We start from the raw sequence: 17173 nt of genomic DNA, 5'->3' as shown, positions 1-17173 counted from the left end.
AGGTCGGCCAAAAGGGTCTCACCCGATCAGAGTGCACCCGGCGGACATCGTCCTTTTGCGCCTGTTCCTTGCCGTCCCCCAAGCCTTTCCCGAAGCCTTCCCACGTGGATAAAAACAGGACGCACCACCGTTGTGTGATGCGTCCCGACAAGTTTTTCCGCAACTTACGGAGGGAGAGATTGCGCAGAAACCGAAACCCCTGCGCAGGGGAGGCACCGTCCGTACCCCGGATAAGAGGTGCGGACGGCTCAGGCTTAGAACTTCAGACGAACCTGCGCCTGAAGGCGACGGTCGTTCTGGAACCAGGCATTCGGCAGAAGCAGGCGGGTATCGTTCGGGCTGCTCTGAGTGGCCCCATCGACCTGCTGCATCAGCTCGGTGCGGGTGTTGAGGAGGTTGGTGCCTTCCAGCGACACTTCGACCTGCTCGTTGAAGCGGTAGGCCAGACGGGCATCGAGATAGCCTGCCGACTTTTGCCAGATCGGCAGAGCGATACAGCAGTCCTGCGACGTCACGAGATATTCCGAACGCCAGTTATAGGCCAGACGCGCCGACCATGCCCCCTTTTCGTACATACCGACCAGGTTGAAGGTCTTGTCCGACAGGCCTTCCAGCGGCAGATCGGTGAACGAATTGGCCGCGACGGACGTGCCGCCACCCGTTTGGCCCGCCGTGCCGTCGCCGGAATTGACGACGACGTTCGACGACTTGATGCCCTTGTTGCTGAGCATGGTATAGTTGACGTCGATGCCGAGGCCGTTCCACGGAGAGGGCAGGTTGTCGAAGAAGCGCTTGTAGGCCAGTTCCCAGCCCTTGATCGCGCCGCCGTCCGAATTGATCGGGCCGCGGGTGCGCACGCTGCGCGTCACGCCGTTGTTGGTGACGTTACGGAAGTAAACGCCCTGCGTGATGTAGTCGTGGAACTGTTTATAGAACAGCGAGAAGGTGAACGAACCGGTCGAAGAGAAGTAGTTTTCGAATGACAGGTCGAACTGATCCGCCGTCACCGGCTTCAGGTACGGGTTGTTGGCATCCGCCGTATAGGTCAGGATCAGGCTCTGGATATTGCTGGCATTGGCCGGGGTGACGGGAAGCGCATTATTGGCACAGACGACGGTGACGCCACACACCAGCTCCGACTGAGACGGGATGGTGAAGCCCACCGACGTATAGGCCTTCAGGTTGCCGATGTCGGGGCGCGACATGGCGCGCGAAGCCGCAATCCGCATAAACCAGTCGTCGGCGATACCGATACGGGCGTTGAAGCTGGGCAACCAGTGCTCATGCGTGGCCACGTTCGGCGCGCGGTTGGTATTGACGGCAATAAAGTTGCGATCGGCCTGGGTGATGAAGTAGGTGGAGTTCAGCACCGTCCGTGTCGTCGTTACACCGTTGACGGTAGTAGCAATATCGCTCGTCGGCGTCGTCGCATAGACAATGGAGCCCGCCCCGAAGTTGGTGCCGCCGATGCTTTCGTTATCGGTCTTGACGTAGCGCACGCCGATATTACCCGTGACCGGGAACTTGCCGAACAGCAGGGCTTCGTCGCCACCGAACTTCAGTTGCAGATAGGCCGCCTTGGTGACTTCGGACACTTCGGCGATTTCAGCCGGACGGAAGCAGCCATCGACAAGGTTGGTGCGCTTGCACACCGGCACCCAGGCGTTGGTGCCGCCCGCCGTATAGGCCGTGCTGTTGAAGGTGTTGGCCAGCTTTTGCTGGTCCTTCAGCAGGTCCATGGCGAAGAAGACGGCCGAGCTGGCGTTGGTGCGATCGCCGCCGAAGAAGTCGGGGTCCAGCGTGCGCACGCCATAGGCGTTCTTGTTCGGGAAGTTGGCACCGGTGATGAAGTAGTTGTCGTAGGTGTTGTTGTCGCTCCAGGTATTGGTGACGTTGGCCCAGTTATAGGTGGTCCAGCGCACGGTCTGCTCACGGTCGGCGTAACGGACGCCGAACTTCAGCATGTTGAGCCAGGGCGAATCGAAGCTGTACTGCATATCGGCGCGGAAGGCGTCTTCGGTGCCGTCCGAATCCGTCACGTGGTCCATGATGTCATGGATACGGTAGTTTTGCGGATTGGCGACCCCGCCGGTGGCCATGTTGAAGTTCGAGCCGTTGGCGATTTTGATTTGCGGCAGGTCCCCCGTCAGATCCCAGGTCGTATCGGCCTGCGTGTTCATATCGACGGTGATGTCGTAATTGGTCTGGGTCGCTTCGACGTGCTGGATGTCAAAATTGGCCGTCAGCTTGTCGTTAATGCGCCACTTCAGGTTAAACGAGGTGTCGCGCGTGTCATTGACGCTGTCGCTGTAGCGGCTGCCCGTGCTGAAGGTCGTGCCGTATCCCACGGGGCTGTAGCAGGCCTGCCAGTTATAGCAGGCGAAGAAATCGTTGTCGGCGAGGCCCGTCGGGGTGCGGGCGGCACGGCCGAACCAGGTATCCGGCGTGCTGAGCAGCGTGCCCTTCTGCAGGAAACCATTGGAGTCGAAGGTGCAGGTCGTACCGGCCTTACAGGCCGCCGTATTGCCCGTCGCCGTGTTGACGTACTCGATATCCTTAGCCCATACGTCCACGGGGACGTTCGAGGTGGAAACATATTCTTCCCACTGCTCGCGCTTCTTGGACTGGTTATATTGCAGCGTGGCGGTAATATTGCCGTCGTTGCTCTTCCACTGGGCAGCGGCGGCAATGCCGTCGCGCACGCGGTTATAGACATTGTCGCGCAGGGCGATGCTGGTCGGGATATAGCGCTTGTCCGAGGTGCCCCAGATGGCCGGGGCCTGCACGACCGCCATACGACCGAGCTGGATGCCTTCCGAATTGGTGTTCACTTCGGAATGGGCGGCGTTGATCATCACGCCGAATTCGCCGAGGTCAGTCTCAAAACGGTCGGAATAGATGCCGGAGAAGGTGGCCGCACCCTTTTTGGCCAGGTCGCCATAGGTGTATTCCGCTGTCGCCGCCAGCAGGCGACCCTTCTGATCGAACGGCAGGCGGGTGCGCAGATTGACCGTACCGGCGATACCGCCTTCGATCAGTTCCGCGGTCTGGTTTTTATAGACATCCACGCCACCCATCAGTTCCGGCGAGACGTCCGACCACGACAGGCCACGGTTGGAGTCGGCGGTGAAGATGTCACGGCCGTTAAATTCCGAGCGGACCTGTTGCAGGCCGCGCACCACCACGCCCGACGGTTCGGCCGAGAAGTGCGCCGTGTCGCCCGTGGCGGCAAAGCGGTTGACGGTGATGCCGGCGACGCGTTGCAGCGCTTCGGCGACCGACTTGTCGGGGAAGGCCCCGATGTCGTTGGCCGTGATCGAGTCAACGACCGTGTCGGCGTTCTTCTTGATCTGCTGCGCGCTTTGCAAGGCCTTGCGCGCGCCGACGACGACGACTTCCTGAGGCTCGTCCGCCTTGGCAGCGGTTTGCGCCTGAGCCGCACCGCCCATGGCTATGCCTGCCGAAATCAGAAGCGCCATAGCGGAAACGCCGTGCTTCAACTTAACTGTCATGATTCAAGTCCTCCCTGACCGCTCTTCATCTCAAAAAAAGGGTTCCGGGGAGGCAGAATTGCGAAAGCAACACGACACTGCGTGTGCTTTGGCCCGTCGATGAGCTTCCCGAAACCTGTAACCACTTTTTTATTGCCCGCCCGTCCATGACACGCGGGATTAACCAACAGGCCGAAGCCTGACAGCGCTGACATTTATAGGATTATAATAAGTGGTGGCTTTTGAAAATGGATTAAAACAATTTGATTTAAAAAATATTGACCAGCGTTGTCATTTCAAACAGGGTTGTTTTTGCAGGGTTTGAGAAAGATAAATAAAAACAAAATTTTAAATTAAAGCCTGTGCGTGGTCGATGCCAAGGCCTGTCTCGGAAATGTAACATTTTTGCCGCATTGGTTTTGCCGTTTAAACCCTGGACGCGGAAATTTTACGCCGTAAACCCTGCCCTTTGCCGGTGTTTGGCGCTATCAAACGGCGAATCCCAAGCCGCCAGCCGGCGAGGCACCAATAGCTGTGATTAAAGACGATGGGAGGCCGGATGAGCCGCGAAGTGGAGGCGATCGAGCGCGCCGATGAGACGACGATGCGGACGCGCATCCGGCAGGCGAGTGCGCCCTTTGTCGTGCGCGGGCTGGTCGCACACTGGCCCGCGGTTCAGCGGGCGCAAGAAGGCGTCACGGCGCTGGCGACCTATCTGCAAGGCCTCGACAACGGTCGCCCCGCCGGGGTGCTGACGGCCAGTGCGCACCTGAAAGGTCGCTTCGGTTACACGCCTGATCTGGAGGCGCTGAATTTCAGCCGCGCGCAGCAGACCCTTTCCGAGGTGGTGGCCACCCTGATCCGCCTGAGCGGCCATCCCATGCCGCCGGGTCTTTATCTGCAATCGGCCCCGGCCCGCGACCACGCCCCTGACTTTGCCGCGCAAAACCCCATGCCCCTGCTGCCGCCGGAGATCGGGCCGCGTCTGTGGATCGGCAATGCGACGCGCGCGGCCCTGCATAATGATCACGACCTCAACCTGGCCTGTCTGGTAGCTGGGCAGCGGCACTTCCTGCTGTTCCCGCCGGAACAGGTCGCCAACCTCTATATCGGCCCGTTAGGCCATACGCCTTCGGGACGTCCCATCGGCATTGCCGACCTCGATACGCCCGATTTCGAAACCTATCCACGCCTGAAACAGGCCTTCGTGCACGCGCAGAGCGTGACGCTGGCGCCCGGCGACGTCCTGTTTATCCCGCGCTACTGGTGGCATCAGGTCACGGCCGAGGGACCGTTCGGTATGCTGGCCAATTTCTGGTGGGGCAGCTATGCCAACCCGCTGGAGGACCCGGCGGTGGTCTTCAATCAGGCCCTTGCCGCCATGGCCGGCCTGAGCGCGGCCGACCGCGCCTACTGGCGTGAGATGTTCCGCCTGCACATTGCCGATCCTCAGCCCGACACCTTTGCGCACCTGCCGCCGGAAAGCCGTCAGATGAATGAGGCCGAACGCCGGTCGCTTTTGTCCGGCATCGAAGGGGTGATGCGCCGTCATTTCGGCCCCCCGCAGCCATAGCGCCGCTTTGTCGGATGGCGCTCTAAATTTCTGTTTTGTCGCGTTTTTTCACGCTCAACCGGTATCCACTTGAGCGAAAAACGCTCTAAAAAAAACGGCAGGCGCTGAGGCCTGCCGCTTTTTAACGTCTGTGGTCTGAGGCTTACGACGCCTTGCGCGGCTTGCGGGCGGCCTGACGGCCACCGGTGCCGAGGCCCATCTGCTTGGCAAGGTTGGAGCGCGCCGCGGCATAGTTGGGGGCGACCATCGGGTAATCCTTCGGCAGGTTCCACTTGGCGCGGTATTCTTCGGGGCTCATATTGTACTTGGTGCGCAGGTGACGCTTCAGCGACTTGAACTTGCGACCGTCTTCCAGACAAATAATGTAGTCGTCCGAGATCGACTTTTTGATAGACACGGCCGGGGTCTTGGCTTCTTCGACCTTTGCTTCCGGTTCGCCGGTCAAACCGCCCAGCGCCTTGTGCACCGAGTGAATCAGAGCGGGCAATTCAGACGCGGGTACCGAATTATTACCGACATAGGCGGTGACAATATCGACAACCAGATCGGTCAGCTTGTTTTGTTCTTCCATAACCAAGAATCCTTGTTACCTTTCCTTCCCCAAAACAGCAGTTTGCGCGTGAAGTCAACTGAGGCGATCTAAAAAAACGAAATAAATGCCCTTCGGGCGAAGTTTCCAGTCTCTGAAACCCCGGATAATTGTGTTCACAATAGTATAGAGAATAGGGCATTACTGCGTCGCAACGTCTATCCTTCCGTGTAGTGGGGCCGCACTTGACTTAGGGTAACCGCGGCCCCCGCTTACGGACGCGTTTGCGGCGGGCGCACCGGGTTGGCGCGGGCGCTCATCCCATCGGGCAGCCGTACCTGATAAGGGCTCCAGTCACTGCGCGGCGTCGGATAGTCGGTAGAAATATACTGGGCACCGGAGGCCAGCGCCCTGGCGAAACGGCGAAGATCGTTACGGCGCGCTTCGGTTGTCGAATCGTCGGCACGGGTGCGCACCATAAAGCCCGCCTTCACCGCCGCCTGAATACGCTCAAACTGTTTCACCGGGTCGTTGAGGGTGAAATAGGCGGCGTGGTCGGCGTCTTCCGACACCGAATTGACGAAGACGGGCAGGCCCTCCAGCGAGGCATGGCCGCGCATATAGACGGCCACCTTTTGCGGCCCTTCGTCCAGCGCGAAGAAGACCTTGCCGCGCGCCGCCTCCAGCGCGGGCCAGCCGCCGGCCATCGCCCCTTCGCGCAGGGTTTTGTGCGTGCCGCGCACCTCATCCGGCGTAATCAGGCGCTCAGGCCCGAAGACCGAGCGGATTTCGGCGTCCAGCGCGTCAAAGGCCTTCGCGTCGTAATCGAGCGGCTTGACGCCACCGTCGAGGCTGGGGGCACCGTCCTTGGCGTTCATCATGATCAGCAGCGGCACGTGACCGGGGTGGGCGTCGGACCAGTCGCGGATCTGTGTCAGGCACTGGACGAAGGTGTGGCAGTGGCTGCGCACATCGACATCGGGCATGTGCAGCACCTTGAAGCCCGGCCTGTCCATATCGCTGCCGTCATAGGGTTCGCCGCTGATCTGCGGCAGGCGGGGATGGGCGTAGCGGTCACCATCGGGATCATAGACGAAGTCGATCTCCAACTGACGCATTCCCAGATCGAGCTGCGTCGCCAGAGGCAGGTGGCCGTAATCGAGCGACTGTGCCCCCTGCGCATTGCGTGCGGCGATCAGGGCCAGTTCCTTCGGCGGAATGGCGATCTTGTAGCTGTTGTGCGTGCCCACCGCCTGAAGGTCGTTCATGTGCAGACCGGCGGGGGCGGACGGTTCCAGAGATTGCGCCGCTGCGACGACGGGCAGGGCGGTGAGGGCGGCGGCAAAGGCCGCCATCAGCAGGCGGGTCGAACGGCGGGTCATGGGCGTGCCCTTTTTCAGTTGTCAAAAGCGTCTGTAGCGCCCGTATCACGCTCAGATGACAAAACGACGCCAAAAGCCAGGCGAACACCGTTAGATGTGCGGTGTCATCAAACTGTATTATGTATGACAAGTCATTTTCATAAATAAAACTTAAGGCCGCCTTAATCCGTCGCGTCCTCCCCTTTGCGACGGTTTTGGGAGCTGTTTTCATGTCTGTTTCGCAAAAAACGCTGCTGGCGGGGGCCGCCTTCGGTGTCCTGTCCCTGTCGCTTATCCACGCCGCGCCGGCTTTGGCGCAAACCGAAGAGGTCAACACGGTGTCGCCGGCGGGCGATGAGGCGCAAGAGGTCGTCGTGCGCGGCTTCCGCAAGTCGCTGGGTCAGGCGCGCGCCCTGAAGCGCAATTCGGATATCGTCTCCGACGTCATCGTCGCTGAGGATATGGCCAAATTCCCCGATCTGAACCTCGCCGAATCGCTGCAACGCCTGCCGGGCGTCGCCATCAACCGCGAAGGCGGCGAAGGCCGTCGCGTGTCCCTGCGCGGTCTGGGGCCGGACTTCACCCGCGTGCAGCTCAACGGCATGGAAGTGCTGGGCAATGTCGATTCGCCGATGGATTCGCGTGGTCAGACCTCGCGCGACCGTGCCTTCGACTTCAACCTGTTCGCCTCTGACCTGTTCAACAAGGTCGATGTGAAAAAGTCCTTCTCGGCCGAGCAGGACGAAGGCGGCATGGCCGGGACGGTCGGTCTCTATACCGCCAAGCCGTTCGACTATAAGCCGGGCCTGAAGGGCGCCTTCTCGCTGCAAGGCGGGACCAATTCCAACACCGAAGACTTCCAGAAGCGCGGCGCGGCCATGCTGTCGTACAATCACGACGGCAAGTTCGGGGCCCTGATCTCGGTCGCCTATGGCGAGCGTCAGACGCAGGAGCAGGGCTACAACACCTACGGCGCGGGCAATCAGAAGGCGCGTGCGGAAAATGTCAGCAAGCTGAGCGCTGCCGATCAGGCGCTGGCCACCGCCGGCCTGCTGGTCTTCCAGCGCGGCAACCGCCTGTCGGTGTGGGGTTCGGACCAGACGCGCCTTGGCATCACCGCTGCCCTGCAATGGCGTCCGGTCGAAAACCTGACCCTGACGCTCGACGCGCTGCACGGCGAATTCACCAATGACCGCGACGAGCTGCACCTGGCCACCCGCGCCAGCGTCGGCTCGACCATCCTTGGCACGGCCATGACCCATTCGGGCATCCCGGCCTCGGCGCAGAAGGCCCCCAGCCTGAATTCGATCAAGTACGATTCGTACTACAGCGTCCTCTATGCTGACGTCGATAATACGGTCTTCGCTACCGAAACCCGCCGTCAGAAGGCCGAAAACACCTTCGATCAGGCGGTCCTGACCGCCGACTGGCAGGTGTCGGACTCGCTGAATATCAACGGCCATATCGGCAAGGAAAAGTCCACCTACGACCTGCCCTATTCGGACAAGTTCTATATGGAAGCTTTTGGCGGCCTGATCACCGACTATACGCAGGATCCGTTCTACGGTCGCAATACCTACAAGTGGGACACGACCGACCCGAACAACTACCGCGCCCACGAAATCGACTTTTTCAGCAGCTATCAGACGACCGAGCTGGAAAATGCCGAGATCAACGCCGTCTATGCCTATAGCGACAGCCTGACCTTCAAGGGCGGCCTGTCCTATCGCAGCTTCAAGAATTCGGGCCGTCAGTACACCAATGACGACCTGCTGAAGGGCGAGTGGGAAAACGGCACCTGGGGCAGCCGTCCGGACGACAAGGTCAACAGCTATTACAAGCTGTTCACCGGCCATAAGGACCAGTCGTGGGTGATTGCCGACTTCGACAAGGCGCTCAACTATTACGGCGTGACGCGCACGGTGAACTGGGTGCGCAATGCCGATTACAGCGTCACCGAAGACACCAATGCCGCCTATGCCCAGGTCGATTTCAAGAGCACGCTGGGGGGCCGTCCGGTGCGCGGCAATTTCGGTCTGCGCGGCTATGAGACGGAACTGACCTCCGAAGGCTTTATGAGCGTCAACGGCACGACGAAGCCGGTGACGACGTCGAAGACCTATTCGGGCACCCTGCCGGCCTTCAACCTGGTGGTTGAGGCATCCGACAATGTGCAGGTTCGCATGGCCGTGTCGCAGAACCTCAACCGTCCGTCGCTGTCGGCCTATGCCATGAACGGTACGGTCGGCAATGACACCACCACCAACACCATCACCGTCTCGACCGGCAATCCCAATCTCGAACCCTATAAGTCGAACGAGTACGACTTCGGCGTCGAATGGTATTTCGGTCGCGTCGGCATGGTTACCGGCGGCGTCTTCCATAAGGACATCGACAATCTGGTCGTGTCGAAGAAGGTGACGAATGTCTCCTACGCCTCGACCGGCCTGCCCGAAGGTCTGAGCGCCGGGGTGACGGCCAACAGCACGGTCAACGAATATACCCGTCCGATCAACCTCAATAACGTCAAGCTGACGGGCTTTGAGCTGAGCGGTCAGACGGATTTCGTCTTCCTGCCCGCGCCGTTCAACAATCTGGGCATGGTCGCCAATGTCACCTTTATCGACACCACGACGATCAATTCGGTGCAGGGCGTCGATGTGAAGGGGCCGCTGTGGGGCGTGTCGGACGTCAACCACAACCTGACCATCTATTATGAAACCGCCAAATGGGGGGCGCGCGTCTCCGAAAACTTCCGCTCGGACTATCCGATCGACGGCGGTGGCTTTGCCTCGACCACCTATGTGGACGCGGCGGCCTTCTGGCAGGTGACGCCGAAACTGCGCCTGACGCTGGACGGCATCAACCTGACCGACGAGAAGGAAATCCAGTACAACAGCTTCTGGCCGGGCGGCGACGCCGCGCGCGGGGCCAAGCGTCTGTGGAACACCACGACGTCGGGCCGCACGGTGTTTGTCGGCCTGAACTGGCAGTTCTGATCTGACGTTCGGCTCTGAATGAATAACCCCGGGGCGAAGGCTCCGGGGTTTTTTAGCGTCAGGCGGCGGTCTCGCTCGTCATGCCCGCGTCGAGAATATCGCTCAGGCGCTGCGGGCGGCCCAGCAGATAGCCCTGAAGCTGATCCACGCCCAGCGTGCGCAGGGTTTCGCGCTGTTCGTCCGTTTCCACCCCTTCGGCCACGATGGTCAGGTCAAAGGCACGGGCGATCAGTATGGTGCTTTCGATAATGGCCTTACTCTGACCGTTGAGGTCGGCGACGAAGGACTGATCTATCTTGATGCCATTGGCATTGAGGTGGCGCAGGCGCGACAGAGACGAATAGCCGGTGCCGAAATCGTCGATATGGATATGCACGCCCAGCGTCTTGAGGTGTTTGATCGTCTGGGTCACCTGTTCGATATGACCGTCATCGAAAACGCTTTCGGTCACTTCGATCTCCAGACAGGACGGGGCCAGACCGGTACGCGCCAGTATGGACACCAGATGCAGCGCAAAGGTGTCGAGCGTCAGTTGTTTGACCGAGATATTGACCGCCACCTTGGCGGTGAGGCCTTTGCGCCGCCAGTGGGCCGCATCGGCGCAGGCGCGTTCCAGGACCCAGTTGCCCAGTGCGACGATGCGGTCGGTGTCTTCGGCCAGACGGATAAATTCATCCGGTCGGATGAGGCCCAGTTGCGGATGATGCCAGCGACACAGGGCCTCATAGGACAATAGCGCCCGGGTGCGGGCGCAGACGATCGGCTGATAGGCGACCTGAAGCGCGTCGCTGCCGATGGCTTCGCTGAGGGCGCGGCTGAGGTTGAAGCGGCGACGCAGGCTTTCGGCAAAGGTTTCGTCAAAGGCCAGCGTCCGGCCGCGGCCGCTGCGCTTGACCTCGGTGGTGGCCAGATCGGCAGCGTGGATGATGTCCGGGAAGGTCTTGTCATGGTCGGGATGACAGGCCCAGCCGATACTGACCCCCAGTTTGAGGTCGGTGCCTTCGATGTTCAGCGGAATATCGACGGCGTGCGACACGGCGTCGGAGACCTGATCGACAAGGTCGTTGAGGTCGCCGTTAACGGGGCAGGCCAGAACAAACTCATCACCGCCCCAGCGCGCCAGCCGGGCGTCCGCCGGGGCCACCGCCTCGATCTGACGGGCGATGGCGCTCAGCACCTTGTCGCCGGCCTCGTGGCTGAGGGCGTCATTGACCTGCTTGAAACGGTCGAGATCGAGGAAGAAGACGGCCGTGCGGCTGGTTGGTGCGTGCGCCAGGCGCTTCTGGTGCCAGTCGAACAGGCCGTAACGGTTGAGAAGGCCCGTCAGCTTGTCCGTATGCGCCAGTCTGGCCAGACTCTCGGTGCGCTCGATCACCTTTTCCTCCAGCGCGTGATTGACCTCGCTGAGCTGCTTGATCAGGCTGAGATTGCGGTCTTCGAGAGTGAGATTACGCACCAGCAGGCGATGATTGCCGCGAAGCGTCACCAGCATGACGCCGCAGAAGATCAGGCCCAGCAGGCCCAGGGTGCGATGTATGTGGTCGTGGGTCAGGAGGGTCAGGGAGGCGGGCAGCAGCAGCAGGCCGATATAGACGCTGCCGGCGCGCGCAAAGCTGGAGGTAACCCCGGTGGCGCCGCCCGCCAGCGCCGACAGGATGATCAGGACGGCGTACTGCGCTTCGACGGAGGCCGTCTCAGGATGTTTGGCAAACAGATAGAGGGCCAGAGCCGACCACAGGCTGCCGGACACCAGCAGGCCCGCCGTGTAGCTGGCCTTCCAGGACTGATAATCGCTCTTGCGCCGCCAGTTACGCTTGTCCTGATGAAAACGCGCCCACGAGCCGCCGCGGATCAGGATGACCGTTATATGCACCACCACCCATCCAAACAGCAGAGGATGGTTTCCAACGTCGAGCAGAAGGCTGGTCCCGAGCACGCAGGCCAGATTGACCACCAGCATCGGTCCCAGGGTGCGATAGGCCTGACGCAAAAGGTGCGGGTGGTACGAAACAGAGCGGAACAGGTTGGGCATAGGCAATCGGCAGACAGGTTACCCCGCCTTTTGATAACATTGTCATGTTAACGAACCGACAAGATTGACCTTCCAATTCCGGAAAACGTCACGACCCGGCCTTGATCGCCATGCTGAGGATCAGGATGCCGATGGCGATAATCTGGGTACGCACGCGCCATTCCATCGCCTTGTTGAGCCTGGCGCCCGCCTCCTTGCCGTTCTGGGCAAAGGCGAACATGCCCATGATGAAGGTCGCCAGCACGACCAGCAGGGACAGGCCGATGGCGATATTGACGATGATATCCATTGCGTGACCTTTCCGGGCGGACAGAAAAGAGGTCCGGAACGCAGCTCCGGACCTCTGTACAGGCAGGGTTATTTCGGCAGAACGACCTTGTCGATGACGTGTATGACGCCGTTCTTCTGATAGAGGTCGGTTGTGGTGACGGTGGCCACACCGCCCGCTTCGTCGGTCAGCAGCACCTTGCCGCCCGACAGCGAGGCAACCAGCGTATCGCCGCTGACGGTGGTGATGGTGTACTTGCCATTATGGGCGTTGATGGCGGCGATCAGGTCGGCGGCCTTCACCTTACCGGCGACGACGTGATAGGTCAGGACCTTGGTCAGCTTGGCCTTGTTTTCCGGCTTCAGCAGCGTGGCAACCGTGCCCTGCGGCAGGGCGTCGAAGGCGGCATTGGTCGGGGCAAACACCGTGAAGGGACCGGGACCGGACAGGGTGCCGACCAGATCGGCGGCCTTCACCGCCGCGACCAGCGTGCTGAAGTTCGGATTGCCGGCGGCGGTCTCGACGATGGTCGTGGTGGGCTTGGCGCCGTGATCGTGGGCCATGGCGGCGGCCGGCAGGGTCAGGCTGGTGGCCAAGAGGGCGATGGTCAGCTTATGCAATAGATTGCGCTTAATCATGGGTTTAGTCTCCGTCTGTTGGGGGATGCCGAACGTGGCGATAAACTCGAAATCAGAAGCGCTTCTGGATACCTATACGGCGCGTGGCGACGTTTAGATTAGAAGACTAAAGCGGAAGGATTTCTTTCAAATCATTCCGCTCAAGCCGCCATTGCGGCGGCGGCCAAGGTGGCGGAGCCCGTACCCGGCGAGGGGCAAAAAAATGCGAGATCATAATGTTTTTGCCAAAAACATTATGATCTAGCGCACCGGTCGGGCCCCCAAAGCGCGGGCGAGGCGCGACAGGGTGGGACGCACGGGCAGGAAGGCGCGGTAGGCGCGCTCAAGACACCACGCCACGCCGGGCAGGCGGGCCAGCCGCGCCAGCCAGCGCCAGCCGGGCACCTGCGACCAGATGGCGATGAAGGCCTGTGCCCCGGACAGTAGCGAGCCATCGGGCTGACGCACGTGCAGGCGTTTCAGCGCCGCCTCACGCGGCAGGTCGGGCTCAGGCGTCACCGCGTGGTCGGCCACATCGACAAAGCGCAGGGCTTCGCTCGCGCGCGCCGAATAGTAGCGGATTTCGGTGGAACAAAGGGCACAGGACCCATCGAAATAGACGGTCAGGCCCTCGCGGCAGACCGTGCCGCAGGCGGCGATTTCGGGGGCGGGCGTATCGGAGGGGTCGGGTGTCTGGGTCATGCGCGTTCTACGCACGAGCGCGCTGTTTAGAGCGATATGTCGAAAAGTGTGAGCGGTTTTCGACAAAAATATCGCGATAAAACAAAAAAATTTTGAGCGGGATGAGGCTTCTATTTTAAAATCATCCCGCTCCATACGGGTTTACCGCACCTCGATATAGACCGGGCTGCCATAGACCCACAGGTCCGGCCACGGGTTTTCACCCAGCGGATCGGGCAGGGGCTCGGCCTCATCGGTCGCTGTGCCGCGCAGACGCAGATAGGCGTCGGTGGTGGCGGTAAAGGCCCAGTTCAGGGTGATGACCTCCCCCTCGCGCGTCCAGTCGGCGGGGGTAAAGCTCTTCACCACGCGGGTCGTTGGGTTGCGCTCAGCCACCTGTCCGGTCACGTCCCCCATGATCAGGTCCACGCGCTCTAATTGCGGGTGATCGCCGTGGGCGTTCGGCCCGGCGGGCGTGCGCAGGCGTACCGAGACGCGCACCGTCTGGCCCTTTTTGACCTCTGCCGTGTCGCCCAGATTGGCCCCGGCGATGTCCATATCCAGTTCGCTGACCAGATCGCCGGTGGCCACGAAGACGCGGCCCTTGCGCAGGCCGTCGAGAATGTCCGCCGGGTCCTTGCGCGCCTTGACCCAGGTCTTGGCGTACTGACCGGGCCAGAAGTCTTCGCCGCCGTCGGCGACATTGCGGTGCGAGTCCGAGGTGGCGGTAACCACGAAGTGGCGGCCTTCGCCCAGAAGTCCGTCCCACACGCCGCCCAAGCGCGCCGTCATGGCGTCAAACCCGCCATAGGTCGGCGACTGCTCGTAATAGCCGCGCTTGCGCAGGGTGTCGGGCGTCGCCCCGATCTTGAGGCTGGCCCCCTGATGGCCCGGCGCGCCTTCCATGCCGATGGCGACGTCGGGGGCGGTGTCCATCCATCGGCGCAGGGATTGCGGCGTATGGCGGCCATAGCCATCGGGCGAAGACGCGCCGCGCGACGGGTGATTGGCGATGACGAGCGGGCGGGGGGTCAGCCCCTGCATCTCGGCCAGCGCCGCGATCATGCGCGCCGGGTCGTCACGGGCCGGGTCTTTCGTTTCATGGGCCGCATAGGTGCTTTCGAGATGGCGCAGCGTTTCGGCCTCCTGCGGGTCGATGGCCATGATCAGGCTCGAATGGTCGCCGCCCGGCGTATCGAGTTCCATACCAAAGAACTGGATCAGGTCCGGCACTGCCTGACGCGCCTGTAAAAACTCCGGATAGGCCTGTTCGTAGCGCAGTTTCGACAGGCCTTCGCCACCGTGGTCGATCAGCACGACCCAGCTCAGGCCGTACTGGCGGGCGTGGCGGGCATTGTCGGGCAGGGTGTAGATGCCGTCCTTGCCCAGCACATAGGTGCCGTCTTCGGCGCGCTTGCCGGAAAAGCGGCTGTGGACATGGTGATCCCCGGCCAGCCAGGCGCGCGCCTCTTCGGCGTGGACGCGGCCGGTGAGAGCGATCAGAATGGTCAAGGCAAGACAGGGCAGACGCATGAAAAAAGCTCCCGGAAACGGGAGCTTCTTACCGTTCGAGTGTGACGGTTTTGCTGCGCTGGGGGGGGGCATACCAACGAAGGCATACCCAGAGTCATTTTCAATGACCCTGGGTATCAGGCCCGCTTGTCGTTCTCGAATTCCTTGCGCAGATCGTAGAGCGTTTCGGCGATATGCGCGTGCATCAGTTCGGACGCCTCTTCGCCCTTGCCGCGCATCCACAGATCGAGAAGCGTGGAGTGTTCCTGATGCGCGCGGTCGTCGCGGCCGGCGGGCTCAAGGTGCTTGGAGACGTAGCGCTCGGCGATGATGTTGAGGCGTTCGATGATCTGCAAGGTCACCTGACGGCCCAGCGGGCGCACCAGCGACAGGTGGAAGGCGCGGTTCAGCCGACCGACTTCGCTCTTGTGATCTTCCGAGGCGGCACGGTCCAGCGCCTCCAGCGCCTCACGGGCCGCCTTGTGGTCGGCGGGCGTAGCCAGGGCGGCGGCCTGCGCCACGGCTTCCGGCTCGATCTTCAGGCGCAGGGCATAGACTTCTTCGGCCTCAGAGGCGGTCATGGGGCGCACGAAGAAACCGCGATTGGCCTGAGAGCTGAGGAGGCCTTCCTGCTCCAGACGCACCAGCGCCTCACGCAGAGGGATCTTGCTGACCCCCAGCTCCGCCGCCAGGGCGTCCTGACGGATGGCGACCTCCACGGGCAGGGACCCGGAAATGATCCGGTCCCGGACGAGGGTAAAGATCTGTTCGGAGAGCGTTTGAACGACCAGCGCCATGGGGAACTCTTGTTTGGGTTTATATGTTATACGCTTCTGGTAACATTGTGTCGCTAACGCTAACAAGTCAATATCTGTAACCTGATTCTGCGTATAATGTGAGCCGCAAACCCTTTGTCACAAACGCCCGGAGCGGGCAACGGCTATCCGCGGCCCGCTCCGTTGACGGAGTGAGGGGGCTGAGCGGTCAGACGACCTGAAAACCGTCCCAGAACTGATCTTCGCGGTCGATCCAGATCGTGTTGAAGCCGGTTGAGATCGCCGAGCCTTCGATGGACGGGATGATGGCGGGCTGACCGTTGAGATCGACCTCTTTCGTCACCACGCCGGTAAAGCGGCTACAGATATAGCTCTGGTGGATAAAGGGCTCTCCCACCTTCAGGCGGCCCGTGGCGTGCAGGTGCGCCAGCCGCGCAGAGGTCCCGGTGCCGCAGGGCGAGCGGTCGATGGCGCGTTCGCCGTAAAAGACCGCGTTGCGACCGTGGGCGGGCGTCGCGTCCCCCTCCGCGTTTTTGGGGGCGTCGGCCCACAGGACGTGGCTGACGCCGCGAATGGTCGGGTCGAGCGGGTGCACGGGCTCATAGACCTCACGCACCAGGGCGCGGATGGTGCGGCTCAGTTCGATGAGGCGCGCGGCCCCCAGAGCGTCGAGGCCGGTATAGGGGCCGTCTTGGGTGGGCTCGATAATAGCGTAGTAGTTGCCGCCGTAAGAGACATCGAGCGTGATCGCGCCGAAGTCCGGCACGTCTATCTCAATACCGGTTTTGGCCAGATAGGCCGGGACATTGGTGATCCTGACCGCCGTCACCCTGGGGCCGTCGGTTTTATAGTCGATGTCGATAAGCCCGGCGGGCACTTCGAGCTTCAGCCTGCCCGGCGTGCGCGGCGTGATCAGGCCGTTTTCCAGCGCGAAGGTCACCATGCCGATGGTGCCGTGGCCGCACATGGGCAGGCAGCCGGAGGTTTCGATAAACAGGATACCGGCGTCGGTGTCCTCGCGCGTCGGCGGATAGAGGAAGCCGCCCGACATCATGTCGTGACCGCGCGGCTCATAACACAGTCCGGTCCGGATCCAGTCGAAGCGGGTCAGGAAGTCCTGCCGCCGTTCGGACATGCTGGTGCCGCGCAGCAGCGGCGCACCGCCCGCCACCAGACGCACCGGATTACCGGCGGTGTGACCATCAATGCAGAAGAAGGTGTGACGCATAGGGGGCCTCATAAAAAAGTCTCCCGATAAATCGGGATACTTTTTCATGTAAATCAATAAGGACGCGCCGGAACCGGAGCGCAATCCGATAAAGTGGCATCACTTT

12 protein-coding genes are annotated in these 17173 nt (G+C 61.4%); 2 read left to right on the top strand and 10 right to left on the bottom strand.

Translation table 11 applies throughout. The features are described from left to right. Positions 1-254: 254 nt before the first annotated feature. Positions 255-3512 (bottom strand): TonB-dependent receptor, encoded by a 3258-nt coding sequence (locus tag AACH73_RS17135; RefSeq protein ID WP_272742391.1) that lies wholly within the window; start codon positions 3510-3512, stop codon positions 255-257. A 538-nt stretch (positions 3513-4050) separates the two neighbouring features. Between AACH73_RS17135 and AACH73_RS17130 the strand changes: the two genes are divergently transcribed. After that, a complete protein-coding gene (locus AACH73_RS17130) occupies positions 4051-5064 on the top strand; it encodes a cupin-like domain-containing protein (protein ID WP_272742390.1) in 1014 nt (337 codons plus the stop codon). Between the two features lie 142 nt (positions 5065-5206). Here AACH73_RS17130 and AACH73_RS17125 read toward each other — a convergent pair whose 3' ends face one another. Together AACH73_RS17125 and AACH73_RS17120 are read right to left on the bottom strand one after the other, a co-directional pair. Then, positions 5207-5635 carry a MucR family transcriptional regulator gene (locus tag AACH73_RS17125; protein ID WP_272742389.1) on the bottom strand — a complete coding sequence of 143 codons (429 nt, stop codon included), beginning with the start codon at positions 5633-5635 and terminating at the stop codon, positions 5207-5209. A 230-nt stretch (positions 5636-5865) separates the two neighbouring features. Further along, on the bottom strand, positions 5866-6975 hold the full coding sequence (locus AACH73_RS17120) for a phosphatidylinositol-specific phospholipase C1-like protein (protein ID WP_272742388.1): 1110 nt from the start codon (positions 6973-6975) through the stop codon (positions 5866-5868). A 209-nt stretch (positions 6976-7184) separates the two neighbouring features. Between AACH73_RS17120 and AACH73_RS17115 the strand changes: the two genes are divergently transcribed. Next, positions 7185-9953 carry a TonB-dependent receptor gene (locus AACH73_RS17115; RefSeq protein ID WP_338735965.1) on the top strand — a complete coding sequence of 923 codons (2769 nt, stop codon included), beginning with the start codon at positions 7185-7187 and terminating at the stop codon, positions 9951-9953. Between the two features lie 58 nt (positions 9954-10011). Here the strand turns inward: AACH73_RS17115 and AACH73_RS17110 are convergent, their stop codons facing one another. The 7 genes from AACH73_RS17110 to AACH73_RS17080 all read right to left on the bottom strand — a co-directional run bounded on the left by AACH73_RS17110 (position 10012) and on the right by AACH73_RS17080 (position 17067). Further along, positions 10012-11985 (bottom strand): EAL domain-containing protein, encoded by a 1974-nt coding sequence (locus AACH73_RS17110; RefSeq protein ID WP_338735963.1) that lies wholly within the window; start codon positions 11983-11985, stop codon positions 10012-10014. An 88-nt stretch (positions 11986-12073) separates the two neighbouring features. Beyond that, the gene (locus tag AACH73_RS17105; protein ID WP_272742385.1) at positions 12074-12274 is read right to left on the bottom strand and encodes an HIG1 domain-containing protein; all 201 of its coding nucleotides are present in this window, start codon (positions 12272-12274) and stop codon (positions 12074-12076) included. A 68-nt stretch (positions 12275-12342) separates the two neighbouring features. Further along, on the bottom strand, positions 12343-12891 hold the full coding sequence (locus AACH73_RS17100; RefSeq protein WP_272742384.1) for a fasciclin domain-containing protein: 549 nt from the start codon (positions 12889-12891) through the stop codon (positions 12343-12345). A gap of 240 nt (positions 12892-13131) precedes the next feature. Beyond that, positions 13132-13572 carry a DUF393 domain-containing protein gene (locus AACH73_RS17095; protein WP_272742383.1) on the bottom strand — a complete coding sequence of 147 codons (441 nt, stop codon included), beginning with the start codon at positions 13570-13572 and terminating at the stop codon, positions 13132-13134. 141 nt (positions 13573-13713) lie between these two features. Beyond that, a complete protein-coding gene (locus AACH73_RS17090; RefSeq protein ID WP_272742382.1) occupies positions 13714-15084 on the bottom strand; it encodes a phosphoesterase in 1371 nt (456 codons plus the stop codon). A gap of 116 nt (positions 15085-15200) precedes the next feature. Further along, complete coding sequence (locus AACH73_RS17085) at positions 15201-15860, bottom strand: GntR family transcriptional regulator (RefSeq protein WP_272742381.1); 660 nt, start codon at positions 15858-15860, stop codon at positions 15201-15203. Between the two features lie 187 nt (positions 15861-16047). After that, positions 16048-17067: a 4-hydroxyproline epimerase gene (locus tag AACH73_RS17080; RefSeq protein WP_338736362.1), complete on the bottom strand. Its 1020-nt coding sequence runs from the start codon at positions 17065-17067 to the stop codon at positions 16048-16050. Between the last annotated feature and the right edge of the window lie 106 nt (positions 17068-17173).

Source organism: Asticcacaulis sp. DW145 (assembly GCF_037101385.1).
In the GTDB taxonomy this organism is placed as follows: Bacteria; Pseudomonadota; Alphaproteobacteria; order Caulobacterales; family Caulobacteraceae; genus Asticcacaulis; species Asticcacaulis currens.
Note: the sequence above shows the minus strand (reverse complement) of the source record. Positions and strands in the feature narration are given on the sequence as shown.

Excerpts from the sequence above, each read along its gene's own strand:
- AACH73_RS17130 (WP_272742390.1), top strand. The coding sequence starts at position 4,051 with ATGAGCCGCGAAGTGGAGGCGATCGAGCGCGCCGATGAGACGACGATG.
- AACH73_RS17085 (WP_272742381.1), bottom strand. The coding sequence starts at position 15,860 with ATGGCGCTGGTCGTTCAAACGCTCTCCGAACAGATCTTTACCCTCGTC.
- AACH73_RS17115 (WP_338735965.1), top strand. The coding sequence starts at position 7,185 with ATGTCTGTTTCGCAAAAAACGCTGCTGGCGGGGGCCGCCTTCGGTGTC.
- AACH73_RS17080 (WP_338736362.1), bottom strand. The coding sequence starts at position 17,067 with ATGCGTCACACCTTCTTCTGCATTGATGGTCACACCGCCGGTAATCCG.
- AACH73_RS17125 (WP_272742389.1), bottom strand. The coding sequence starts at position 5,635 with ATGGAAGAACAAAACAAGCTGACCGATCTGGTTGTCGATATTGTCACC.
- AACH73_RS17120 (WP_272742388.1), bottom strand. The coding sequence starts at position 6,975 with ATGACCCGCCGTTCGACCCGCCTGCTGATGGCGGCCTTTGCCGCCGCC.
- AACH73_RS17135 (WP_272742391.1), bottom strand. The coding sequence starts at position 3,512 with ATGACAGTTAAGTTGAAGCACGGCGTTTCCGCTATGGCGCTTCTGATT.
- AACH73_RS17110 (WP_338735963.1), bottom strand. The coding sequence starts at position 11,985 with ATGCCCAACCTGTTCCGCTCTGTTTCGTACCACCCGCACCTTTTGCGT.
- AACH73_RS17100 (WP_272742384.1), bottom strand. The coding sequence starts at position 12,891 with ATGATTAAGCGCAATCTATTGCATAAGCTGACCATCGCCCTCTTGGCC.
- AACH73_RS17105 (WP_272742385.1), bottom strand. The coding sequence starts at position 12,274 with ATGGATATCATCGTCAATATCGCCATCGGCCTGTCCCTGCTGGTCGTG.
- AACH73_RS17095 (WP_272742383.1), bottom strand. The coding sequence starts at position 13,572 with ATGACCCAGACACCCGACCCCTCCGATACGCCCGCCCCCGAAATCGCC.
- AACH73_RS17090 (WP_272742382.1), bottom strand. The coding sequence starts at position 15,084 with ATGCGTCTGCCCTGTCTTGCCTTGACCATTCTGATCGCTCTCACCGGC.